Source organism: Mesorhizobium sp. M0771 (assembly GCF_040320155.1).
GTDB lineage: Bacteria > Pseudomonadota > Alphaproteobacteria > Rhizobiales > Rhizobiaceae > Mesorhizobium.
This window is the reverse complement of the sequence record NZ_JAMYPC010000003.1, coordinates 133,482-156,864: the sequence shown is the minus strand read 5'-3', so window position 1 is coordinate 156,864 and position 23,383 is coordinate 133,482. Positions and strand designations below refer to the sequence as shown.

General features: G+C 65.7%; 19 protein-coding genes. 3 read left to right on the top strand and 16 right to left on the bottom strand.

All coding sequences use genetic code 11. The features are described from left to right. Positions 1 to 35 precede the first annotated feature (35 nt). The 9 genes from tssJ to tssA are packed head-to-tail and all read right to left on the bottom strand — an operon-like array spanning position 36 to position 9,317. The gene (tssJ, locus tag NKI05_RS06190) at positions 36 to 488 is read right to left on the bottom strand and encodes a type VI secretion system lipoprotein TssJ (protein WP_023815186.1); all 453 of its coding nucleotides are present in this window, start codon (positions 486 to 488) and stop codon (positions 36 to 38) included. Positions 489 to 491: 3 nt separating this feature from the next. Beyond that, positions 492 to 1,961 carry a type VI secretion system-associated FHA domain protein TagH gene (tagH, locus tag NKI05_RS06185; RefSeq protein ID WP_023815187.1) on the bottom strand — a complete coding sequence of 490 codons (1,470 nt, stop codon included), beginning with the start codon at positions 1,959 to 1,961 and terminating at the stop codon, positions 492 to 494. Beyond that, positions 1,961 to 3,001, bottom strand: a complete 1,041-nt coding sequence (tssG, locus tag NKI05_RS06180) for a type VI secretion system baseplate subunit TssG (protein ID WP_023815188.1) — start codon at positions 2,999 to 3,001, stop codon at positions 1,961 to 1,963. Before tssG ends, tagH begins: the two co-directional genes overlap by 1 nt. Continuing rightward, a complete protein-coding gene (gene tssF, locus NKI05_RS06175; RefSeq protein ID WP_023815189.1) occupies positions 2,965 to 4,839 on the bottom strand; it encodes a type VI secretion system baseplate subunit TssF in 1,875 nt (624 codons plus the stop codon). Before tssF ends, tssG begins: the two co-directional genes overlap by 37 nt. Before the next feature lie 3 nt (positions 4,840 to 4,842). Further along, the gene (tssE, locus tag NKI05_RS06170) at positions 4,843 to 5,598 is read right to left on the bottom strand and encodes a type VI secretion system baseplate subunit TssE (RefSeq protein ID WP_023687033.1); all 756 of its coding nucleotides are present in this window, start codon (positions 5,596 to 5,598) and stop codon (positions 4,843 to 4,845) included. Further along, positions 5,585 to 6,034 (bottom strand): Hcp family type VI secretion system effector, encoded by a 450-nt coding sequence (locus NKI05_RS06165; RefSeq protein ID WP_023673716.1) that lies wholly within the window; start codon positions 6,032 to 6,034, stop codon positions 5,585 to 5,587. Before NKI05_RS06165 ends, tssE begins: the two co-directional genes overlap by 14 nt. A 52-nt stretch (positions 6,035 to 6,086) precedes the next feature. After that, positions 6,087 to 7,592 carry a type VI secretion system contractile sheath large subunit gene (gene tssC, locus NKI05_RS06160; protein WP_023682611.1) on the bottom strand — a complete coding sequence of 502 codons (1,506 nt, stop codon included), beginning with the start codon at positions 7,590 to 7,592 and terminating at the stop codon, positions 6,087 to 6,089. Positions 7,593 to 7,595: 3 nt separating this feature from the next. Then, on the bottom strand, positions 7,596 to 8,132 hold the full coding sequence (tssB, locus tag NKI05_RS06155; RefSeq protein WP_023673718.1) for a type VI secretion system contractile sheath small subunit: 537 nt from the start codon (positions 8,130 to 8,132) through the stop codon (positions 7,596 to 7,598). A 6-nt stretch (positions 8,133 to 8,138) separates the two neighbouring features. Beyond that, complete coding sequence (gene tssA, locus NKI05_RS06150) at positions 8,139 to 9,317, bottom strand: type VI secretion system protein TssA (protein ID WP_023701537.1); 1,179 nt, start codon at positions 9,315 to 9,317, stop codon at positions 8,139 to 8,141. A 324-nt stretch (positions 9,318 to 9,641) separates the two neighbouring features. Here tssA and tssH point away from each other — a divergent pair, with 324 nt between their 5' ends. After that, complete coding sequence (gene tssH / locus NKI05_RS06145; protein WP_023823513.1) at positions 9,642 to 12,446, top strand: type VI secretion system ATPase TssH; 2,805 nt, start codon at positions 9,642 to 9,644, stop codon at positions 12,444 to 12,446. On the opposite strand, the gene NKI05_RS06140 is transcribed toward tssH, so the two are convergent. The 6 genes from NKI05_RS06140 to NKI05_RS06115 all read right to left on the bottom strand — a co-directional run bounded on the left by NKI05_RS06140 (position 12,447) and on the right by NKI05_RS06115 (position 20,512). Continuing rightward, positions 12,447 to 13,682, bottom strand: a complete 1,236-nt coding sequence (locus NKI05_RS06140) for a VWA domain-containing protein (RefSeq protein WP_023687036.1) — start codon at positions 13,680 to 13,682, stop codon at positions 12,447 to 12,449. Between the two features lie 2 nt (positions 13,683 to 13,684). Beyond that, complete coding sequence (locus NKI05_RS06135; protein WP_023815192.1) at positions 13,685 to 15,937, bottom strand: DUF5682 family protein; 2,253 nt, start codon at positions 15,935 to 15,937, stop codon at positions 13,685 to 13,687. Positions 15,938 to 15,941: 4 nt separating this feature from the next. After that, a complete protein-coding gene (locus NKI05_RS06130) occupies positions 15,942 to 17,021 on the bottom strand; it encodes an ATP-binding protein (RefSeq protein WP_023673899.1) in 1,080 nt (359 codons plus the stop codon). Positions 17,022 to 17,040: 19 nt separating this feature from the next. Next, positions 17,041 to 18,474, bottom strand: a complete 1,434-nt coding sequence (locus tag NKI05_RS06125; protein WP_352792273.1) for a DUF5691 domain-containing protein — start codon at positions 18,472 to 18,474, stop codon at positions 17,041 to 17,043. Further along, a complete protein-coding gene (locus tag NKI05_RS06120; protein WP_352792272.1) occupies positions 18,471 to 19,874 on the bottom strand; it encodes an SWIM zinc finger family protein in 1,404 nt (467 codons plus the stop codon). Before NKI05_RS06120 ends, NKI05_RS06125 begins: the two co-directional genes overlap by 4 nt. Before the next feature lie 98 nt (positions 19,875 to 19,972). Beyond that, on the bottom strand, positions 19,973 to 20,512 hold the full coding sequence (locus NKI05_RS06115; protein ID WP_023687041.1) for an Lrp/AsnC family transcriptional regulator: 540 nt from the start codon (positions 20,510 to 20,512) through the stop codon (positions 19,973 to 19,975). 48 nt (positions 20,513 to 20,560) lie between these two features. On the opposite strand from NKI05_RS06115, the gene NKI05_RS06110 reads away from it, so the two are divergent. Further along, positions 20,561 to 21,739: an MFS transporter gene (locus NKI05_RS06110; protein WP_023726345.1), complete on the top strand. Its 1,179-nt coding sequence runs from the start codon at positions 20,561 to 20,563 to the stop codon at positions 21,737 to 21,739. Between the two features lie 60 nt (positions 21,740 to 21,799). Further along, entirely contained in the window at positions 21,800 to 22,219 is a 420-nt protein-coding gene (locus NKI05_RS06105) for a GNAT family N-acetyltransferase (protein WP_023726346.1), read from the top strand. On the opposite strand, the gene NKI05_RS06100 is transcribed toward NKI05_RS06105, so the two are convergent. After that, on the bottom strand, positions 22,216 to 23,331 hold the full coding sequence (locus NKI05_RS06100; protein WP_023749143.1) for an anhydro-N-acetylmuramic acid kinase: 1,116 nt from the start codon (positions 23,329 to 23,331) through the stop codon (positions 22,216 to 22,218). The genes NKI05_RS06105 and NKI05_RS06100 overlap by 4 nt on opposite strands. Positions 23,332 to 23,383: the final 52 nt, after the last annotated feature.

The following is a 23,383-nucleotide window of genomic DNA, read 5'->3' as shown; positions in this document are numbered from 1 at the left end:
GCGCGTCGCCTGGATCCGTTCAAACGCGACGCGCTCTAGGCGGAAATCCCGCTGCTGCCGAGCTTCACATTGACGGTGAACTTCGATCCCGACGAAACCGATTTGGTGGTACGCCAGTTGCGTCCGGTGGGTTCCCTGATCAGCGCGACGAAGCCGAGCGCGGCCACTTCCGGTTCGACCGTGATGGTCTTCGATGCGGTCTTGCCGGGTCCGACCGAAATCGTGTCGGAGCCGATGAGATCGCCGCCAAGTGCCGCGCCGGCGCCGCCCTGCAGGGCGAAGTAGTCGGCCGAATTGAAAGCGCCGGTGCTCTTCAGGCGCAGGATCATTACAGTCACCGGTCTGTCGCCGCCGCCCGGTCCGGGGTTCATGCCGGCGCCGCCGGCGAGGTTTACGGTGATGACGGATGGTTTCGGCGGGCCGCTCTGGCAAGCCGTCAGCAGTCCCGTCGCTCCGATGGCAAAAATAAATTCGCGTCTGTCGATCATGTCTCAGTCCTCCTCATATGCATCACGAAAATCAGCGCCGATCTCGCCCAGAAAACGCGTCTCGGCGCTGTGAGCGATTTCACGGTGGCGTTTCTGGTACAATTCCCAGAGCTTGGCGCCGCGCCCGCCGGTCAGCAGATTGCCGATCGCCGAACTTGACTTCAGTTCCTGCTCGATCGCCGCCGGATCGAAGCGGTCGATCATGCGCTTGAGCGCGCCTTGCACGCCGCGCCAGGCACGAACGTGGTGCTGCGCCAGATCGCGCACCGCGTCCTTGATCGCCGCTTCGGCGCCGAGGAAACCGGGGCTGCGCTCGGCCAGAATGGTTACCAGCGCATCGTGGACCGAGGGCAGGAATTTGAGCGGGTTGACCTCGGACGCGCCAACCACGGTCTGCGCGACGCGAGCGTTCCCCTTCTCTTCGGCGCGCTTGCGCAAAAGCTGCATCAGCCCTTCCATCATCAGCCGGTACTCGCGGCCGAATTTCTCCATGTCGGCAACCGGATCGCGGCCGGGAAAGCCGGCCTCGTCCACACCCATGCCGCGCAGGAAAGCAGCGCGAAGGTCCGCGTCCGGCTGTCCGGTCGATGGCCGTGCTGCAGCTTGCCGGACAGGAGGGCGAGGCGGTGGTTGCGGGGTTGGCTTGGGCGATGGCTCGGCCGCGCGAGCCGGCAGCTCCCACGGCGCCGCGGAGGGAGCAGGCGAGGCCGCATCGGTTGCACCGCCATCCGTCACGCCGGCGTCGAGGCTGGTGGACCCGGCAGGGCCGAAACCAAACCCGTCATCGTAGGCCGGCAGCTTCTCGGAACTGGATCTGCTCGGCTCTCGCGACAGCGGTGCGGAATCGAGGCCGAAGGGATCGTCGAACAGCGGCTTGCCAACACCCTTGTCGGGGGCGGTCTCGGGCGCAGGCGTCGCCACCGGGTCGAGGCTGAATGGATCATCGAACGCCTGCGAGCTGCGTTCATCCGCACGCGCGAACGCCCCGGGCACCGGCTTTTCGAACGGATCGGGCAGGTCGGCAGGGCGTGGCCGTCCCGGCTCTTCTTGGGTCGTGGACAAAAAGAAATCGTCGCCACCGAGACTGACCGGCGCCCGCGACGCCACCGGCTTGCTGGCGGGCATCGAAGGCCTCAAGGCCGGCGCCTCGGTCTTCGCCGTCTGCAAATCGACGCACACCACATAGTCGCCCAGCCGCAGCCGCATGCCGCTTTGCAGCCGCTCGGTATTTCCCGCGCCGAGTGGGCTGCTGGCATCGTCGATGAACAGCCCGCTGCTGGAAGTATCGGTGACGAAATAGCCGCCCTGCTTGCTGGTGATCTTGCAGTGGGCGCGCGAGACGAACATGTCGGGATCGATGATCTGCCAGTCGGCGTCGGCGCTGCGGCCGATCACCAGCTCACCCTCGTCCAGCCGCGCCTGCCGCGTGACTTGCGCGCGGGGTCCCTGTTCGAGCGTCAGCAGCAGGCTCATCAGGCAACCTCTTCCCGCCAGCCGACGATGGTGCGCAGCCGCAAGTCTTCGGCATCGCCTCGCGCAGGGTTGCGCGCCAGCCAGGTGGTGCGGGCAAGCTGGACGGTGCCGAGCTTTGCCGGCGGCACTGCCTTTGCCGCAAGCACGATCCTGAGATCGACATCGATGGTCTCGCCGATTAGGTCGCGCACCGCCTGCTTCAACAGCTTCAGCCGCTCGCCGCCGGGCAGGAACGCCTTGTAGTCGATATAGCTGAGCGCACCGATGCGCAGTTCGATTCGGCTTTGCCGGCTGAACGAGCGCGGGCCGATGGTGGCGCTGCGGCCGAGTGTGGCATAGCTGCCGGCCAGCCGGCTCTGCAGCGCCTTGGGAATGGTCATCCAGCCGCCGACGAATTCCTTCAGCACCACCGGAACCTTGAAGGCTTCGGCCAGGAACAGCGTCAGTCGCTCGGGGCCGTCGACTTGGGCAGCGAGCGAGGCGGCCTGGCGAAGTTTTACTGTATCGAGTTCGGCATCCTGCGTGCCCGGCAGCCCGATGCCGGCCATCGCTTCCAGCATGGAACGGACGCGGCCGCCGACACCGCGTTCGACCTGCACAGCCGGATGCGCATCCGCCCAGGCCCGATAATAGAGCGCGATCATCCTGTGCTGCAGGATATTGACAAAATCGACGAAGGTCGTGTCGCTCGTCTGCCGCGCCTCGGCGCCGGCATACCAGCGTTGCGACAGGCGATCGAGCACCCAGCGCGTCAGATGCAGTGGCATCGGCCCTTCGGGTCCGAGCAGGCCGAGATTGTTGACCGTGACGCGTGCCGGCGACTTGTCCGTCGGCTCGCGGAAATCCACCACGTCCTGCACCGCGAAGGACAGCCGCACATTCTGGCCGAGCCTTGCCGGCTCGCGGTCCGGCCGGCCGGAATGGCCGAACAGGCCGCCTTGCCGTTCGAGCCGGCGCAGCAGTTCGAAGAAGTCGAAACTCTCGGACAGGGTTGCGGCTCGCTCTAGATCAGGTAGCGATTGCCGGGCGTCATCGGCCATGGCACATCCTCCTGTTTCTGGAGCAATCGCGTGCGCGTGCGCACGAACCCGTTTATTCCGGCATGACGGGCAAACAGCCGCGACAGCAGCCCCGACATCAGCAAGGTGCTCTGCCCAGCCAGCACCGACTGGTCGACATGCAGCGTCACCTCCGTGCCGCGGCCGAAGCACATCGGCCCTTCGATCGCCAGCCTTTCGATCACCGCGCGCGAGTCGATGCGCACGATCGAGCGCACATTGCGGGCGAGCCCGGGGTCGCCGCGCTCGGCATAGAGATCGAGCAGCGCGTGCAGCGGATCGACGCCGCGGCCTTCCTTGGCCAGGCTGAGGAAGTTGAGCGTCAGCTGTGACACCAGCCGCCAGGCCAGGTCGTCGGCGCGCGACTCGCCGTCGGCGCCGGTCGGCAGCGCTGCCGGGATCGCCGGCTGCGGCGAACGCAATGCGCCGAGCAGCCGGACCGTCTCCACAGGGTCGCCGGCTTCCAGCGTCAGGGTCGGCGTGTCGTCGAGGATGGCCAGGTCGCGATTGGTGCAAAGCGCCATGATATCGACGCGCTTGAGCGGCCGGTTGGCCTGACTGTTGACTGGGCGCGAAACCGCCAGGAAGACGTCGTCGCCGGCATAGGAGGTCCGCGTCACGCCCTGGCGCCGCTCGTCCTCGGTCGGCCGGCGCGGCCGCCGCTCCGTCGAATAGACCCAGCCGCTGCCGCGATTTTGCCCAAGGCTGAAGAGTTCCGGTATCTCCGCGTCGGGTCCCTCGGCATCGGCGTCTTCGACGCGGATGACGCGGTAGATTTCAAAGTCGCGCGCCCGCGTGCGGTCGGCATGCAGCACCTGGCGCGTCTTGCGCTGGTCGAGCTCGACGATGTTGCACTCGCGCTCGAAGAGATTGATGATCGGGGTGGCGAAGAGATCGAAATCCGCCGGCGTCAGATCGGCGAGTTCGGGCACCGGACGCCGGAACAGGAAGATGATTTCGAGCCCGGCCTGGCATTTGCGCACGACCGGCAGCAAGCCGGTGACGCGCCCATAATGGAAGCGCTCGGGCATCATGAAATATTCGCGCAGCAGGCGGTAGCCTTCGAAGGTCGGCCGCGTGCGCGGCATCAGCGCCTCGGCATCGGCAATGCCGACCATCTCCGGCGGCGGTAGCGGCGACAATGGATTGGTCTTGCCTTCCGGTCGAGCGCCGACACCAGAGCAGACTCCGAAGATGGCGTCGAAGATCAGCGGCGCCTTGGTGCGGTTGGCGAAATAGAAGTCGAGCCGGTCGAGCGCCAGTTCGTCGAGCTTGCCTTTGCCGGTCCGCGCCAGCGTGATGCGAAGTGCCGCTTCGCCGGCCTTGCCGGCGATCGGGCCGATGCCGGCGGCGGCAAGCGCGCTGCGGTCCTGGAAATAGCCGACCGAACTGATCGCGATCGGAAACAGCGTCATGTCCTGCGCGGTGGTGAAGGTGCAGCGTGTCGACAGGCCGGCCTGCAGGCTGGAGACCAGCCGCGTGCCGCGCTTGACGACGTGGCCGGCAAGCATTGTCTGCACCTGCTGGCCGGGCTTCAGCACCACCATGGCGGTTGCCGGCGCCGGCGTGACGAGATCGGGATAAAGCACGTCGAGGATGCTGCGCGAAAACCGCGAGCGCTCGGCATCCACCTTCAGGCGCGTGCGCGCGGCGAGGAAGGCGACGCCGTCGAGCAGCCGCTCGACATAGGGGTCGGGACACGGCACCGTATCCAGCGACAAATTGCGGGCAACCGCCGGATGCATGTCGGCGAACTCCGCCGCCAGCCCGCGTATGTGGGACAGTTCCTCCTCGTAATATTCTACGAAGACCCGGTCCATCTCTCAGGCTTCCCTGAACTCGGTGCGCGCCAGTCCGTTGTCGAGATTGATCGTCGTGCGCAGGCGCATGCGCTCGGGCGTCGGCGTCATGATCAGCACGGCGTCGATCTCGATCTTCAGGCCGGTCTTGTCGCCGAGGTTGACCGTGACTTTCGTCGCGCTCTCCTTCAGCCGCGGCTCGAATGCGGCGAGCACGGCGCGGATCTCGCGTGCCAGAACATCGCGATCGAAGTCGCGCGACGACCGGCCGGAGAAGGACGGCACGCCATAATTGACAACGCTGCGGCGCACCTCCGGAAAGTCGGCCAGCGATGTCGGACTGTCGGTCATCTGCTCGGCCTCGAGATCGGATAGCAGCGGCGCGGATTCGAAACGCTCGGTGTTGAACAGCGCCTCGATGTCGCGCCGCACGGCCTCGCGCAGCACATCGGGCGACACCACGATGCCTCGGCTTTCAAGCTCGCCACGGTGCCGGTTCTGAAACGCCAGCCGGTGCAGCCGGCGCTTCTGATCGGGGTTCAATGCGTCATCGGCGTCGATGCGCCTCGGTCCGTCTGCCAGCAGCTCGTCCAGGCGCTCTGCGCCAAGCTCCTCCTGCAGAGCCTGCCTGAGCCCGTCTATCTCCGAGCTCAGGCCCGGCAGGTCGTTGACGAGGCGGTCCCACAGCGAAGGCTGTACCGCCTCGCGCTTGGCCCGTGAACCGCCCGCCTGTACCTTGTCGGCGGCAGGGCGCTTTGCTCGCCCGTCACTTGCCGACATAGACATCCATTTCGGCTTCGTCATTGTCGTCATAGACGAACTTGATCTTCTTGTAGGCGAAGGAGACTTCCTCCTGGATCAGGTCGGCTTCATCATCGGCCTGCGACATGTCGTATTCCATGATCGAGGCGTCGGTCAGGGTAACGACCAGATAGTCCTTGCTCTCGCCGTCGATGGTCCGCCGCGCGGAGAATTTGACCTCGTCCAGCGCCTTGTTTTCGAACAGGGCCTTGGCCAGATAGGGTGAGGCCTTGTCATAGTGCTTGGTGAACTTGATCATGCCCATCGACACGCGGCCTCGGCGCGAGAGGGAATTGGGGTCGTAGGGCGCGACCATCTTGTAATCGACGCCATGGATTTCGATCTCGTCGTCATGGCCGTCGCGTGTGCTGGGCCCCTTGATATCCGGAACTTTCAGAAAACCGTCGATCTTCATTGTGGGCATTTTCGTTCTCCACCGCTTTCAAACAAAGGTTTGGTTGCTGCAATCAGGTCTTCACGGACGGCAATTCCGACACCAGCCTAAGCGAGGCGTTGATGCCCTCCAGCTGGTAGTGCGGGCGCAGATAGAAGCGGGCGTTGTAGTAGCCCGGCCGGCCCTCCACGCTGTCGACCTGCACCTCGGCGGCGGCAAGCGGACGCTTGGCGCGCGCCTTGTCGTCGGCGAAGGCCGGGTTGGCCAGCACGTACCGGTTGATCCATTCGGTCAACCAGATCTGCATGTCGGTGCGTTCCTTGAACGAGCCGACCTTGTCGCGCGCAATCGCCTTGAGGTAGTGGGCGAAGCGCGAGACCGGGAACAGATAGGGCAGGTTGGCGGAGAGCCGCTCGTTGGACTGGGCGTCGGGGTCGACCAGGCGGCCCGCCCGCGTCTCGTCATCCTGCAGCGAATGGGCGCCGATAAAGGCCGCGAGATCGGTGTTCTTGCGGTGCAGGATCGGCATCAGCCCGAGCTTGGCCAGTTCCGCCTCGCGCCGGTCGTCGATGGCGACTTCCGTCGGGCATTTCATCGCGATCGAGCCGTCATCGGTCGGGAAGGAGTGCACCGGCAGGTTAAGCACAGTGCCGCCATTTTCGACGCCGCGGATCTGGGTGCCCCAGCCATAGAGCTTGTGGCTGCGGTTGATGTTGACGCCCATCGGGAAGGCAGCGTTCATCCAGACATATTTGTTGTGATCGCCCTGCACTTCCTCCTCGAAGGAGAAGCCCTTGACCGGGACTGTCTCCGAGCCGTAGGGCAGCCGCGCCAGCACGCGCGGCATGGTCAGCCCGATATAGCGCGCATCCTCGCTCTCGCGCAGCGATTGCCACGAGGCGTAGGCCGGGTTGGAGACGATCTGCTGCAGGTCCTGCGGGTTGGGCAGTTCCTGCCAGCTGTCCATGCGGAACAGCCGTGGCGAGGCGGCGGCGATGAACGGCGTGTGCGCCGAGGCGCAGATGCCGGAGATGTTGCGCAACAGGCCGACGTCGCGCGGGTGGTTGGAGAACTCGTAGGCGCCGATGACGCAGCCGATCGGTTCGCCGCCGAGCATCGAATACTCGTCGGTGTAGACTTTCTTGAAGATCGGGCTCTGGTCCCACATCTGGCCTTCATAGTCTTCGAGCGTATCGGCCAGCTGCTCCTTGGAAATGTTCATCACCCGGATCTTCAGCTTCTGATCCGTCTCGGTGTTGTTGATGAGGTACCAGAGGCCGCGCCAGGTGCCTTCCATCTGCCGCACTTCCGGCGCGTGCAGGATTTCGTTGACCTGGGTCGTCAGCATCTTGTCGATGCCGGCGATCAACGACTTGATCGACTTGATCGAGTTGGACGAAATCGTCGTCGTCTCGGAGCGCGACTGCGCCGCCAGAGCCAGGTTGCGAACCAGCTGCTGCAGCTTCTCGCTGTCGTCCTTCTTGACCTTGAAGTCCTTCTCCAAGAGCTGGCTGAATTCGCCGAGATCGACGGCCTCGGCCTCGGCGACGGATGCTGCGGTCTTTTGCTGTTCGGCCATGATCTATTCCTCACCCTTGTCGTCGGACAGCGCCTGGGCGGCGATCTGGCCAAGCAGCGGCTGGTTGTTCAGCAATTGGGCGATGCGCTTTTCGGCATCGACGCGGCCGTCCATGAAGCCGAGCAGCTCCTCGAGCTGGCGCCGCATCTTCAGGATTTCGGCCAGTTGCGGGACCTGTTCGGCGATCTTGTCGGGGGCGAAATCGCCCATCTTGGTGAAGGTCAGGTCGAGCGCCAGTTCTTCGTCGCGCTCCTGTCCCTCGGCCTGCGGCAGCGTGTTCTTCACCCGCGCCTTGACCCTGGGCCCCAGCGCTTCCATGAATTTGGGGAAGCGGTTGGCATCGGTCTCGACAAAGGAACGGTCGAGCACCGTCTTGGACGCTTCCCTGGTCTGCGATGCGCCCGACAGGTCGGCCATCACGCCCATGACGAACGGCAGTTCGATCGTCGTCGGGCTGCCGTAGGTTTCGACATCGTAGGCGATCTGCACGCGCGGGGCGCGATTTCGCTCGATGACCTTCGCTTTGCTTTCGGCTGGCATGTGTTGCTACCTTTCATCCTTCTGGGCAGTCTTCTTGGCGTCGGGAACGCCGGCGAGCAGCCGGAATTCCTTGAGCCCCGACGGGGCGAGGTCTTCCATCAGTTCAACGAAATCCATGTGCACCATCCTGCGCACCCGGCGGGCGAGATGCGGGATCGGACTCGACGGCTCAGTGCGGTCGTAGAACGCGACCACAAGGTCGAGGCACTTCACCACATCGTCGCGCGAGGAAATCCTGTCCGGGAGCCCCGCACCGGTCTCCGCGTAGCTTGCCATCGTCTCGGCTCCATGACCGTTTCTGACCGGCGCGGCCGGGCTTGCCGGGGGAGCAGCCGGGCTGGCCGCCCCCTTCGTCGCTGCCTCTTCCGTGGTCTCGACCGCCGTATTGCGTTCCAGCGTCGTCAGCACGCGCTGCAAAAACCGCTTCAGGTCCGGGACGGCAGCCCCGTTGCTGTCGAGGCGGGCATTCAGCGCCGCATCGACTGCGTCGAGCGCCTCGATCGCTGCGTGCGCCCCGGCGATGAGCGCCGTCATCTGTTCACCGGCATGGTCCTGATAGGCGGCACAACCGCTGCCCACCCGGTTCAGGAGCTGTCCGTGCGCGCTGACCAGCGCTGCCTTCTCCGTGGCATTCAATCCCGACGCCGCTTCCTGAAGCATGACGCGATCGTCGAGCGCACCCTGTTCGAGATCGCGTCCACTGATCGGCCCGATGGGACGCGGCGCGAAGAAGACCATCTGCCTGAGGTTCGCCAGCAGGCCTTCCTGGCCGTTCTGCAGGTCGGCCAGCGCGTTGAGGCGGCGCAGGGCGGCCTCGCGTGGTTGGGGGCTGGCCCGCAGCGCCGGGTGCATCGTCTCCCAATGCGTCTCGAAGGTCCTTGCAATCAGGGTCAGGCCCTGTGCCAGTCCGGCCAATCCCTCTTCATTGGCCAGCGCCCGGGCGACAATGACAAGCAGGCGCAGGTCGCGGCCATGCGAACGCAACTCCTCGGCCTTGCCGAGCACGGCAGGCCAGTCGACCGGAATGGTCGATTGCGCGGCTGGCTTGTTGCGCCCGTCATGGACGACCTTGACCTGCGGCTCCGTGAGCCGCTCCAGCTCATGAAAAGCCGGATCGTTGCGCAAGTCTTCGCCTGACGGATTTTCACCGTCCAGCGGAGCAAGCCAGAGTGCGAGATCGATCACAGATACCCCCGGCGACCGGCTCTAAAACCGTACGTGACCCAACGTTAGCACACGGTTGCATATTCCCACAATTCGCCATCCGCTCAAAAGTTAACGAGCGCTAATGAATGTCGGTGCAACTGCGTCTCGGATGGCGCAATTCATGGCGTGCTTGGCCAACCTCGTATGTGAAGCGCATCGCATAGGATTAGAAAAAATCGTGGTTGTCTGCATTTGGCGGCGCGGGACTCTCCACAAAGGGAAAAGGCCGGCTGCATCAAGCGCTTTGTCAAGCGGCTGCTTATGTGGCAGGCTGTCGACGGGCAGATTGCAGGAGCACGTTCGATGGAACAGCGCCGGTCGTCGCAGGGTTTCAAACGCAAGGAACTGGTTGGCAAGCTCAATCCGGTCTGCCTGCGCGCCTTCAAGGCCGCCGCCGACAGCGCCAAGCTGCGCGGCAATCCTTACGTCGAACTCGTCCATTTCATCGAGCAGCTGGTGCTGTCCGAGCGCTCGGATGTGCAGATGATCCTTGCCGATGCCGGGCTGGATGCCAGCCGGCTTACCAGCGACATGACCCGCGCCGTCGACAAGCTGCCCTACGGCGCCACCTCGATCGAGGAGTTTTCCGACCACATCTTCCACGCCATCCAGGAAGCCTGGAACCTGGCGACGCTGGAATTCCGCATGGAGGAGGTCCGCAGCGCCTATATCGTGCTCGCCTGCCTGAAGACGCCGGTGCTGGAAGGCCTGGTGTCGAAGATCAGCGGCGAATTCGACAAGATCGACGCCGACGCGGTCATCGCCCGCTTTGCCGAGGTGGTGGAGGGCTCGCTCGAAGCCGGCGCCACTGCCGCCGCGGCTCCCACTGCCGAGGCGCCGCGGCGGGTTCCGGGCGGGGATTCGGCCCTCGCCAAATACGCCACCGACCTGACCCAGCGCGCCCATGACGGCAAGATCGATCCGGTCGTCGGCCGCGATCCGGAAATCCGGCAGATCATCGATATCCTGATGCGGCGCCGGCAGAACAACCCGATCCTGACCGGCGAGGCCGGCGTCGGCAAGACTGCGGTGGTCGAGGGCTTTGCCCTGCGCATCGCCCAGGGCGACGTGCCGCCGCCACTCCAGGGTATCAGCGTACGCATGCTCGACATCGGCCTGATGCAGGCCGGCGCCAGCGTCAAAGGCGAGTTCGAAAAGCGCCTGAAGGCGGTCATCGACGAAGTTCAGTCATCCGAAACGCCGGTCATCCTGTTCATCGACGAGGCACACACGCTGATCGGCGCCGGCGGTGCGGCGGGAACCGGCGATGCCGCCAATCTCTTGAAGCCGGCGCTGGCGCGCGGCGAACTGCGCACCATCGCGGCAACGACCTGGGCCGAGTACAAGCAGCACATCGAAAAGGACCCGGCGCTGACCCGCCGTTTCCAGGTGGTCAAGATCGACGAGCCGTCGGAAGCGGTCGCCGTGCTCATGCTGCGCGGTGTCGCCGGCGTGCTCGAACAGCATCACGAGGTGCAGATTCTGGACGAGGCGATCGAGGCGGCGGTCGGCCTGTCGCATCGCTACATCCCGGCGCGGCAATTGCCCGACAAGGCGGTCAGCCTGCTCGACACCGCTTGCGCCAGGGTCGCGATCTCGCAGCATGCGACGCCGGCCGAGGTCGAGGACATTTTGCGGCGCCGCCAGGCGTTGGAAGTCGAAAGCGGCATCATCGGCCGCGAGGCCGCGATCGGCATCGAAGTAACTGACCGGCAGGCGCGGGTCGAGGCCGGGCTCACTGAGGCCGGGACCATGCTCGCCGCCGCCGAGGAGCGCTGGGAGCGCGAAAAGGCGCTGGTTGCCGAGATCCTCGAACTGCGCGCGCGGCTGCGCGGCGACGGCGTGCCGCTCGATGCGGTGGCGACAGCCGAGACCGATGCCGAACCAGCAGCGCCGGACGAAGAAAAGACCAAGGTGCCCAAGGCTGAACCGCCCAAGGCCGAAACGTCCGAGCCTGAAACGCCGAAGGCCAAAGCGTTCGAGACCGAAGCGCCGGCTGCCGAAGCTGCGCCGTCAGATCCTGTCGCCGATCTGGCGCGGCTGCGTGAACTCATGGCCGAGCTTGCCACCGCGCAAGGCGAGACGCCGCTGATCCTGCCATCGGTCGACCGCAATGCGGTCGCTGCCGTGGTCCAGGACTGGACCGGCATCCCGACGGGACGGATGCTGTCCAGCCAGACCGAAAAGGCGCTCAAGCTGGCCACCACGCTGTCCGAACGTGTCGTCGGCCAGGATCACGCCATGGAGATGATTGCCAAGCGCGTGCAGACCAGCCGCGCCGGGCTCGGAGCGCCGGAAAAGCCGGTCGGCGTGTTCCTGCTCTGCGGCCCCTCGGGAGTCGGCAAGACCGAGACGGCCCTGGCGCTGGCCGAGACGCTCTATGGCGGCGAGCAGAACCTGATCTCGATCAACATGTCCGAATTCCAGGAGGCGCACACCGTCTCGACGCTCAAGGGCGCACCGCCCGGCTATGTCGGCTACGGCAAGGGTGGCATTCTCACCGAGGCCGTGCGCAGAAAACCCTATTCGGTGATCCTGCTCGACGAGGTCGAGAAGGCGCATCCCGATGTCCACGAGATCTTTTTCCAGGTCTTCGACAAGGGCATGATGGATGACAGCGAGGGAAGGCGCATCGACTTCAAGAACACGCTGATCCTGCTGACGTCCAATGTCGGCTCCGAAGTCATCATGGAGCGGACGCAAAACGGCACGGTGAGGGCAGGGCTCGACGGCCTCGATGCTGCCCTGCGCGCCCCACTGCTGAAGGTGTTTCCAGCGGCCTTCCTCGGCCGCGTCGTGACCATCCCTTACTATCCGCTCTCGGATTCGATGATCGAGGCCATCACCCGCCATCAGTTCGGCAAGATCGCGCGGCGGCTGCGCGCCAGCCACGACGCCGAACTGGTGATCGGCGACGGCGTCATGGCGCTGGTCAAGGCGCGCTGCACCGAAATCGAGTCCGGTGGCCGCATGATCGACGCCATCCTCACCAACACGCTGTTGCCGGAACTCAGCCGCGGCGTGCTGAACCGGTCGCTCGACGGCGAGAAGATGACCAAGGTGACCGTCAGCGCTTCCACTGACGGGTTTGCCTATTCGTTCGAATAGTCAGGCCTGACTGCTCGGCTCCGTCTCGGCGCGGATCAGCTTGATGTCGGCGCCGGCTGCCCAGGCGCCGATATCCTCGCGCCGCAACGCCGCCGCCATCATGTCGGGAAACAGGTCCGGCGTGCAGGCGAAGACCGGTATGCCAAGTGCCGCGACCGAAGCCGACATCGCCGGATCATAGCCCGGCCGGCCCTGATCGGTCAGCGCCAGCAGCACGATGACATTGACGCCGGACCGGACCAGCGCCGCAAGCCGCCGCAGCAAGTCCTGGCCGTTGCCGCCCTCATAGAGGTCGGTGATCAGCACGAAGTGGGATTTGGTCGGCCGCTCGATGCGGTCGGCGCAATAGGCGACCGCCTGGTTGATGTCGGTGCCGCCGCCGAGCTGCACGCCAAACAGCACCTCGACCGGGTCGCTGAGCTCTTCGGTCAGGTCGACGATGGCCGTGTCGAAACAGACCAGCTTGGTGCGCACGACCGGCAGCGACGCCATCACCGCGGCGAAAATCGAGGCGTAGATCACCGAACTCGCCATCGAGCCGGACTGGTCGACGCACAGCACCACTTCGTCGAGATCGACTAGCCGGCGTTGCTTGCGCATGAAGCCGACCAGTTTTTCCGGCACGACGGTTTTGTGCTCAGGCTGGTAGTGGCGAAGATTGGCCGAGATGGTGCGCGGCCAGTCGATGTCGCGTTGGCGCGGCCGGTTGGTGCGTCGCGACTTGTCGAGCGCGCCACGGATCGCCTCGGCGGTCTTCTGCTCCAGCCGCTGCATCAGCTTGGCGACGATGTCGGCGATGATGGTGCGGGCAATGTCCTTGGTCTTGGCCGGCATCACCGAACGCAGCGAGATCAGGTCGGCGACGAGGTTGACGTCGGCCTCGATCGCCTTGAGGAATTCCGGCTCCATCAGCATCTGCTTCAGGTTCAGCCGCTCGAAGGCATCCTTCTGGACGATCTGGACCACCTGGGCGGGAAAGAAGGAGCGGATATCGCCCATCCATTGCGCCACGCGTGGCGCCGAGCGGCCGAGCCCGCCGCGCCGCTTGCGCGGGTCGGCATCGGCATTGGCGCCGTCGCCGTAAAGCGCATCGAGCGCCGAAGACAGTTTTTTGTCATCACTGGAAAGGGCGGAGGAAGCCTCGTCATCGGCGCCGATCGCCAGCCGCCAGCGGCGCTCGCGCCCGCTATCGGAGGATGCTGGGCCGGGTTCGGGCACTTCGGCTTCGTCATCCATTGTCACACTCCGCCCGCCAGCAATGGCCCAAGCCGCTCCAGGTGACGGCGCCAGCCTTCGCCGCCATCCGGCGCCGGCGTCAGGCCGGCCGGCAACCTTGCGGTGCGGCCGAGCACGGCCTCGATCAACCGCTGCCGCTCCATCGAGTCCAGATTGGAGAAGACGCGGCGCAGCAATGGCAGATGCGCGATGAAAGCGTCCTCGTCGAGCGATTTCAGCCACCCATCGACGGCGCCGCGCAGGCCCTCGTCGTAGATCAGCCGCTGGCCGGCAGTGCTGAAGAAACCTTCGAAGAACCCCGCTGCCTGGGCGACCGGCGTCCCCGGCGACAGCCTGCGTCCGAGCAGCCCGGCGGCGTCCTCTGCCGACAGTTGGCCGGCTTCATAGAGCAGATGCGCGGCGCAGCCGGCGAGCAGCGCCGTCGAGCCCGGACCTTCCAGCACGCCGGTCAGGCCGTTGCGCCATGCATCGAGCACGCCTTCGCCGGGCTCGACCAGCCGGATGGCCGTGTCGGCCTTGCGCACAGCACCGACCAGCGTGGTGGCGGCCTGCTCGTCCAGGTCGCGCACCGCATAGGGCAGCGCGATCGCGCCTTCGACGATCAACCGTTCCAACAAACCGGACAGCCGGTTGGTTTCGGTCTTGCGCGCCTCGCCGTAACGGATGATGTCGGCAAGCGGCGGCACCGAGGCCAGCATCTCCAGGCATTCGCTGCTGTGCGCTGCGCGCGCCTCCAACGCTACAAGGCCGGCGCTCGCGGCCTCCGACAGATCCGCCGTAATGGCGCTCTGGACAAGGGCGGCAAGCGTGTCGAGGCTCGCGGCCGCACCGAGCATCTGGATCAGGCGGCCATTGGCGGCCTTTTCGATAGTCGGGCCGTAGATCAGGTTCTCGACCAGGCGCACGGCATATTCCGGCTCCCAGGCCAGCGTCCATTTTTCGCGAAAGGTGCCGCGGCTGCGGCCGGCGTCGGCCAGCCTGCCCCATTGCACGCCAAGCACGTCCAGCCGGTGCAGCAATGTCGAACGAAACAGTCCGCTTTCGCTGCGCAGATCGACCGACAGCTCGCGTTCCAGCGCCTCCGGCTTCAGCCGCGCCGCCTTCTGGTTGCGCTGCAGGTCCTCGATCAGCGGCGCCAGCGGCGTGTCGGGCGGAATCTCGCCGACATCCGCGCCCAAAAGCAGCTCGGCCTCGACCAGCGCCCACAGCACCGCTTCGCCGTTGAACAGCGCCGCGATCGCGGCATCGCGCAATTCCTCGAAGCCGGGCTTCGGCCGCTCGCGAATGGCAGCCAGTGTGCGCGCAAGCCGCTCGGCCTCGATCAGCGACGCGGTCGACACCAGATGGCCCTTCGCCCGCAGCACCGCCGCGATCGTCGCCAGCCACAGCGTCGCGGCGTCGCGCCGCCCTCGTGTGCGCCACAGATGCTTGCACCAGCCGGGCGCGACGACGCCAGCGCCATAACCATAGCCCAGCGCAAGACGCGGCCCGGTCCATGGCGCCCATGTCATGATGCTTTTGCGCCGGGCAATTCCCTTGATCAGCGCCTGGTCGTTCTTCTGCGTGTGCGCGGCCTGCAGGGCCGGCACATGCCATGCGCCGCAGACGACGGCGATCGGTCCGGCGAATTCCTTGCGCGCGGCGGCGATTTCCAATCGCATATGCGCTTCACGCTTGGCCTCGAACGGCGCGATCGCACCTTCGCCGTCGCGCAGCGTCGTCATCGCATCGGTGATGGCAGCGAAGATTGGACCCGGCTGCGGATTCTGCTCGATAATGTCGGCCCACCAGCTTTCGCCATCTTCATAGCCGGCGGCCGCAGCCAGCGTGCCGATCGGGTCGCGATGCGATGCGGGCTCGCCATCCTCACCGGTTTCGTCCTTGGGTTCGGGCTTGTCGGCGTCAGCCGTTTTGTCGGGGTCGTCGGTTGCCGGTGCCGCGAACCGTGCCGATGACGGCAGGTCGATGAACCGCAATGCCGCCTTGTTCGCCACCGCCCACACCGCCGCCTGGTATTCCGGCGAGAACTCGGCGAACGGCCAGAAACTTGTCGCGGCCGGATCGTCCTCGGGGTAGCAGAGCAGCGCCACCGGCGGCTGCATCTGCGGGCGCGCCAGCAATGGCAGCAGGGCGGACGCGTCGCTCGGCCCTTCGATCAGCACCGCGACCGGCTGCAAGTCCCGCAGCGCCTGCACCAGGCTGTCGGCGGAGCCCGGCCCGTGATGGCGGATGCCGAAATAGGCGACGTCGCTCATGACCTCAGATCGCTGCGTTCAGCGCCGCGTAATAGCCGGCATAGTCCGGCCGCTTCTTGAGCACCGTTTCGAGATATTCCTCCAGCACCACCTTGTCCTGCACCGGGTCCTTGACGATGGCGCCGACAAGGCTGGCGGCGAGGCCTTCGGCGCCGAGCTTGCCGCTGTCGAACCACGCCGCCTGGCTGAGGCCGCCGACCATGGTGGCGATCGCCTCGGCGGTCGAGAGCGAACCCGAAGGCGTCTTCAGCGTCACCTTGCCGTCGGCGGTTGCGCCCGAGCGCAGCTCGCGGAAAATGGTCAACACTCGAGCGATCTCCTCGCCGACATTTTTCGGCACCGGCAGGTCGAGCCCGCCGGCCATCTCGTCGACCCGCTTGGAGACGATCGCCACCTCTTCCGCCATGTCCTCGGGCAGCGGCAGCACCACCACATTGAAGCGGCGTTTCAGCGCCGAGGACAGCTCGTTGACGCCCTTGTCGCGGTTGTTTGCGGTGGCGATGATGTTGAAGCCGCGCTGGGCATAGAGCGACGTGTTGAGTTCCGGGATCGGCATCATCTTTTCCGACAGCACGGTGATCAGCGTATCCTGTACATCGGAGCCCATGCGCGTCAACTCTTCCAGGCGGCATAGCTTGCCGCTCTCCATGGCGCGGTAGAGCGGCGTCGGCACCAGCGCCTCCTGGCTCGGCCCTTTGGCCAAAAGCTGCGCATAGTTCCAGCCGTAGCGGACCTGGTTCTCGTCGGTACCGGCCGTGCACTGCACGATCAGCGTGGAATTGCCCATGATGGCGGCGGCGAGATGTTCCGACACCCAGGATTTTGCGGTGCCGGGAACACCGAGCAGCAGCAGCGCGCGGTCCGTGGCGAGTGTCGCCACCGCCGTTTCCATCAGCCGGCGGCGGCCGACATATTTTGGCGATATCACGGTGCCGTCGCTTGCCTTGCCGCCGAGCAGGTAGGTCAGAACGGCCTTTGGCGACAGGCTCCATCCCGCAGGTTTTTGCTTGTCGTCATTGCGCGCCAGCGCCTGCAGTTCAGCGGCATAGGCCTGCTCGACGGGGAGGCGGATGGCTGCGTTCATGGTGCTGTTCTCCGGATTGTCATGGGTTGGTTCCCGTCAGGGCCGCGTTGAGGCGCAGGAAAGCGAGCGAGGCTGCCGCCGGCGGCATGCCGGCCGCAACGACATGCTCGATCAATTTTTCCGCTGTCGCCGCAGTGGCCAGAAAGCCCAAAGTTTCCAACAGGTCGTCGACGGTTCGCTTCATCGCGTCATCATTGCCGGCGACAGCCGAACGCAACACCGCCAAGCTCTGGCCGTTCGTCAGGTCGGGCCAATCCAGCCAGTTGGCTTCGAAGCCCTCGGCAAGGGTGAGCGTGCTAACATACTGCGGCGTATCTTTCAGGATCAGTCTGACCAGGACACGCTTCCTGCGGCTATCCAGGCGCGGTGTCAGGTGCAGCACGAACAGTGCCGGCTTGCCACCCTCGGCGATCAGCGTGTCGGCCATCTGCGTTACTGCAGCGTCGCTGCCCGACGCTGCGACCATTCGTGAGATCTGGATGTCCGCATTGTTGTCGGCACCGAACTGCCAGGCTGCAATGAAATCGGGTTCGCTGACCCCAAATCGGGAAGCAAGGTCGACCAGATTGCAGGTCTCGAACAGTTCGGCGCGGCGCTTTTCCTGCGCCGGCGATTTGAGCTTTGCCGGCGTGTAGGTGGTGCGGCGGCGGATAAAGCCGGATTTGCCTTCTGCGATGAAGGCGGCAAGTTCGGCAACGGGATCGTCGGCACCGCCACCAACACGACCGTGCTCGCCCAACCTCGCCAGCAGCCGGCTCGCCAGTTCCTGCACCTTGCCGGAGCGGTCAGTGGCCAGGCTTTTCAGGAACGGCGCGTCCTCAGGCGTCAGGCCGAAATGCATGAGTTCGATCAGTGCCAGCCGGACTTCCGCCGGCTCGCCGGGCGCCTTCGCTTCCATCAGGCTGCGGGCCGTGGCCGGATCGCGACGGCGCATCTCGGTCAACGCGATACGGCGCGCGGCGGGGTAAAAGTCATCCCAGTTCTGCACCGTCAGTTGCTCCTGCGGCGCAATCTTCAGCCCCTCGACGCTGGCCTGCCAGTCGATCCACGGCGCATAGATGTCAGGGCTGTTCTGGTCTGATGCCGACGGCATCCATTCCATCGGATGCAGCACGTAGCCACGGCCGGCGACGAGCGTCGCCACGCGCGCCTTGCGCCGCGCATCGACGGTGTTCTTCAAGGCAGCCCGCAACAGCGGCCGCAACCGCTCCGGCAGCAGCGGCAGGCCAAGCCTCGGCAGCGGCGGGCGCCGCTTCAGCGACTTCGGCGCGGCTGGCCTTAAGCCCACATCGAGCGCCTGCGCGGCGATGGCCAGCAACAGCCGCTCCCGTTCGTCCGGGCTTGCGCCGCCGGCGATTTCCTTCCACGCGGCTGGCGCCAGATCGAACGCAGTTCCGCCGGTGATCCAGCAGTCGCGCATCGTCGCCAGGCCGGTTTGCTCGAGCTCGTTCATGACAGATCGAGCCTCCCGAAGCCGCTTTGCGCGGCGAGCAGATCGAGCCGCGCGCCGTTCCACAGGGCTGCCGTTGCCGAAAGGTCGAGACCGAGCACGGTTTGATCGACGGTTCCGGCGACAGGCAGGGCGATCCCTTGCGGGTCGTGCGCCGCTTGCCACCAGGCGGTGCCGCGCTCATCGAGCAGGATCGCGCCGGCAGGCAGCATCAGCGGGCTATCGGTCGACCAGGGTGCTGCGTCCTGGTGCGCCGCATGCGCCGCCAGCGGATCCTTGACAATGCCGAGGCCGAAATCCGGCCAGGCGCCCGACACGACATCGCCCTTGCGCTCCGCTGCCAGCGCCCGCAGCCGTTGGCGTGACGGATAGAACACCAGCCTTGCATCGAACCGGTCGCCAGGTGTGAACGCGGCAGAGCGGCGGCCGGCCGAGGCCGGAAAGAAATCGAGTAGCAGCGCAAATTGCGGCGTCGGGCTTTTCAGGTCGAGCAGCCAGGTAGAATGGCTGACAAGGCCGTCGCGGCGGGTCTCGATCTTCTCGCCGATGACTTCCCACTGGCTGTCGACCTGTCTTGCATCGGGATTGGCCAGCACCTGGTCGCGGGTTTCGGATGCCGACACCAGCCGCTTCAATTCGGGATCGTCTGGCGCCGAGCGCCAGGCCTTGGCCAGCAAAACCAGCTTGCCGAGTTCGCGGATCGCCGCGTCCGGCCGTTCCTCGCTGCGCAGCGCCATTAGCCGGGCCGGGATTTCGTCGATGCGTCCCGCAAGCGCCGTTGCTTTCATGTCGACCAGCCTGGCGGCAATGCGGCGGCAGCGCTCGCTGCTGGCGTCGGCAAAGGCGGAAAGGCCGAGCCGCAGCTGGTCGGCAATCCACTGGTCGAGTTCGTCCAGCGCGCCTGCCACCGCGGTGCGCGTATCTTCCGCCCGCTTGCGCTGCGCCGTCTCGCGGCGCTCCGTCGCGGCGGCGTCATCGACGGTGCTTTCCTCTGCCTGCGAGGCCTCGCCAATGCTCTTGCCAGACGCGCCCCTGCCAGCCTTTGCGTCGACCGGCGGGGGCGCACTCTTCCAGCGCCGGCCAAGCCAGTCATTGACCCATTCCGGCGTTGTTTCGGCTGATGTGAAGCTGGCCGGCGCCGTGGCGGCGATCCACATCAGCGCCAGCGTGTGCTTGCAGGGAAATTTTCGCGACGGGCAGGTGCATTTGTAGCCGTGGTCGCCGGTGTCGACGACGGTGCGATAGGGGTTGGATCCCGAGCCCTGGCATTCGCCCCAGATCAGCGCCTGCTGCTCGTTCTTCTCCAGCCGCGGCCAGTTCGAGCGCTTGGTGAGCTTCGAGGCGGCGCTTAGCGACGCCTGATCGGGGGCCAGCGCCTCGATGGTTTTCAGTTCGAATTCCAAGCCGCGCCTCTCGTCACCCCAAATCAATGCCTGGCATCAATATAGGGTGCCTTTTGTGAAGGATTGTTGTGGCCCCGGCAAGACGAAGATAGCGCAGATCAGTACAGCGGCGTGGCCATATGCCGGGGCGTCGGCCATTGCGCCGTGATCTCGGGCTGCACCGGGCGCTCGAGATAGGTCGACAGCACGACATAGCTTCGCGTCGAGGTGACGCCGGGCGTTTCGTAGAGACGCGCCAGCAGGCCTTCGAGCGCCCTGGTGTCCTCGGTGCGGACCTTGAGAAGCATGCAGGTGTCGCCGGCCACCGAATGGATTTCCTCGACCTCAGGATATTGGGAGACGGCCATCAGCTCCGGTGTCTTGCCCCAGCCCTTGGTATCGATATGCACGAAGGTGAGCAGCGGCTTCTTCACCGCCTTCGGGTCGATGATCACAGCCGTGCCGCGGATGGCGCCGCTGCGCCGCAGGCGCTTGACCCGCTCATGCGCCGCCGGCGGCGACAGGCAGACGCGTTCGCCAAGTTCGGCGTAGCTGATCGTCGCATCCTCGACCAGCACGCCTAATATTTTTCGGTCGATTGCGTCGAGCTCTCGGGGAGCTACCTTGTTCTGCAGAACCCCATCTGTTTCTTCGTCCATATCGAAATTCCTTGTTGTCGCGGAATTCAGTTCGGCCATTATGACCCGATGACGAACGCGCATCAAGCTGCAACGCTCCATCAGCCGATCCCGGCGCTGGCCTATCTCCTGACCGGCTGCATCGCCGTCATCGGCTCGAACTCGCTGGTCCTGGGTCCAATTGCTCCGGCAGTCGCCGCATCCTTCGGCACCAGCGTGCCGGCGGTGATGGCCGCGTCGGCCGCCTTCGGCCTCGGCACTTCGGCCAGCGCGTTGTTCCTCGCCCGCTATATCGACGGCGTCGGCGCCCGCCGCATGCTGCAGGGCGCGCTGCTTCTTCTGGCCGTCGGGCTTCTCGCCAGCGCGCTGGCGCCGACGGTGATCATGCTGGTCGCGGCCCAGGCCGTCGCCGGCATCGCCGCCGGCGTCGCCATGCCGGCCATCTATGCCAGTGCAGCGGCAATTGCGCCGCCCGGCCGCGAAAGCGGCACGATCGGCGTCGTGCTGACCGGCTGGACGGTCTCCATGGTGGCCGGCGTGTCGCTGTCGGCCGTGCTTGCCGATCTCGTGCACTGGCGCGCCGTCTTCGCCGCCGTCGCGGTGCTTTCCGCCATTGCGCTTGCTGCCTTGTCGATGACCTCGCTCAGCGACGTCAGGAAGAGCGGCCCGGCACCGTCGCCGTTCGTTGCGCTGGCCATTCCGGGGATCGTGCCGCTGCTCATCGCCTGCACCGCCTTCATGACCGCTTTTTACGGCGTCTACGGCTATCTCGGCGATCATCTGCACCAGGATCTGGGCGAGCCCGTCAGCGCCAATGCGCTGGCCGCGCTCGCCTATGGCGCCGGCTTCGGCGCCGCGGCCTTCCTCGACGGCGTCATCGACCGCATCGGCGCGCGGCGCGTCATGCCCTTCGCCTATCTGCTGGTCGCCGTCGTCTATGTCGCCATCGCGCTCGCAAGCAGCAATTTTGTGCTGATCCTGGCTATGATCGCCATATGGGGCCTTGCCAATCATTTCGGCCTGAACGTGCTGGTGATGCGCCTTACCGCGCTCGATCCGTCGCGCCGTGGCACCATCATGGGCCTGAACAGTTCGGTCACCTACCTCGCCGTCTTCATCGGCACCACCAGCTTCGGGCCGCTTTATTCATCGTTCGGCTTTGCCATCTGCGCGATCGTCGCCGCCGTGCTGATGCTGGTTGCGGCAGCAGCGGGGTCATGGCGGTCGCCTCCGCCCATCAAGCCGTAAAGCTTGCGTCCTCATCCCGTCCTTCGCTAGAGCTTGGCTTGCCATGCGAGCCCCGCCCGGATGAAGACGACGCTTGAAACCACTGCCGACCCCTCGTCAGACGACCTCGCCTTCCTGGCCGAGCGGCTGACGGCGTTCAATGACGGCGATGTCGGCCCCTCCGGCCGCAAGCCGATCGCGGTCTTCGTTCGTGACGAGCACGGCGCTGTCGTCGCCGGCATTTCGGGATACACCGCCTGGGGCTGGCTCTATGTGCAATGGCTGTGGGTCGACGAACGCCTGCGCGGCCAGCATATGGCCGGCGACATGCTGGACGCTGCCGAGCGCGAAGCAGTCGCCCGGGGCTGCCAGAACGCCTGGATCGACACGTTCAATCCGACAGCGGCCAAAGTCTATGAGCGGCAAGGCTACCGGCGCTTCGGCGAACTGCCTGACTTTCCCACCGGCCGCAGCCGCATCTTCCTGCAGAAGAAGCTCTAACCTGCCAGCCGCCCGCCTTGCATCGGCTGCGGCACGCCGGTGGTGCTGGGAAAGCTGATCGGCAGGCCGCGCAGCACGCGCACGGCAAGGAAGGCAAAGCATTCGGCCTCCACCGCATCGCCTTTCCAGCCCAGTGTCTCGGCCTGCACCACCTCGACGTTGGCGCGCCTCGCCAGCATCGCCATCATCGTCGGGTTGCGGCGGCCGCCGCCACTGACCGCCAGGCGCTTCGGCCGGCGCGGCAACAAATCGAGCGCCTTGCCGACGGCCGAGACGGTGAAGGCCGTCAGCGTCGCCGCCCCATCCTCTGCGCTGAGGCCGTCGGCCATGGCGGCGCCGAAGTCGAAACGGTCGAGCGATTTCGGATAGGGCTTGGTCAGATACGGATGCTGGAGCAATTTGGCCAGCCGCACTTCATCGACGGTGCCGGCCGCGCCCAGTGCGCCGTCGCGGTCCATCTCGCCGAGGCCGTTTGCCTTGATGAAATCGTTGAGCGGTGCGTTGGCCGGGCCAGTGTCGAAGGCGACGATGTTGTCCTTGCCGTCCCACCAGGTGACGTTGCCGACACCGCCGAGATTGAGCACAGCGGTGTCCCCGCTGGCGTCGGCTTCCCTCAAAAGCGCCGCGTGGTAGGCAGCCGCCAGTGGTGCGCCCTGGCCGCCAGCGCGCACATCGTCCGAGCGGAAATCATAGGCGACCTTGGCGCCCAGGATCGAATGCATCAGCTCGCCGTCGCCCAACTGGCGCGTATCGCCGCGCCGCCCGGGTTGCGGGGCACGATGCAGCACGGTTTGGCCGTGAAAGCCGACCACGCCGATATCGCCCATGGTCAGGCCGTAGCTTTCGACAAGGTCCTTCACCGCCGCCGACTGCGCCCGCGTCAGCGCCTCCTCGGCTTCGGCAAAGATCGCCGGCTCCGGCCCGTCGAAATTCCACACCCGGGCCTGACGCAGCGTCTCCTCCAGCAAGGCACGGATCGCTGCGGGGTAGGGGGCCAGCGTATAGGTGCCGAAATCGGCGATCCGCTCGCCATCGGTCTTGATCAGCGCCACGTCGATATTGCCGTCAAGCACGGTGCCGGTCATCAGGCCGACGGCCCAGATTGGTTCCACGGTCGACTCCCTTGCGACACCGTTTGCGATTCCAACGCAATCACCTGTCGGA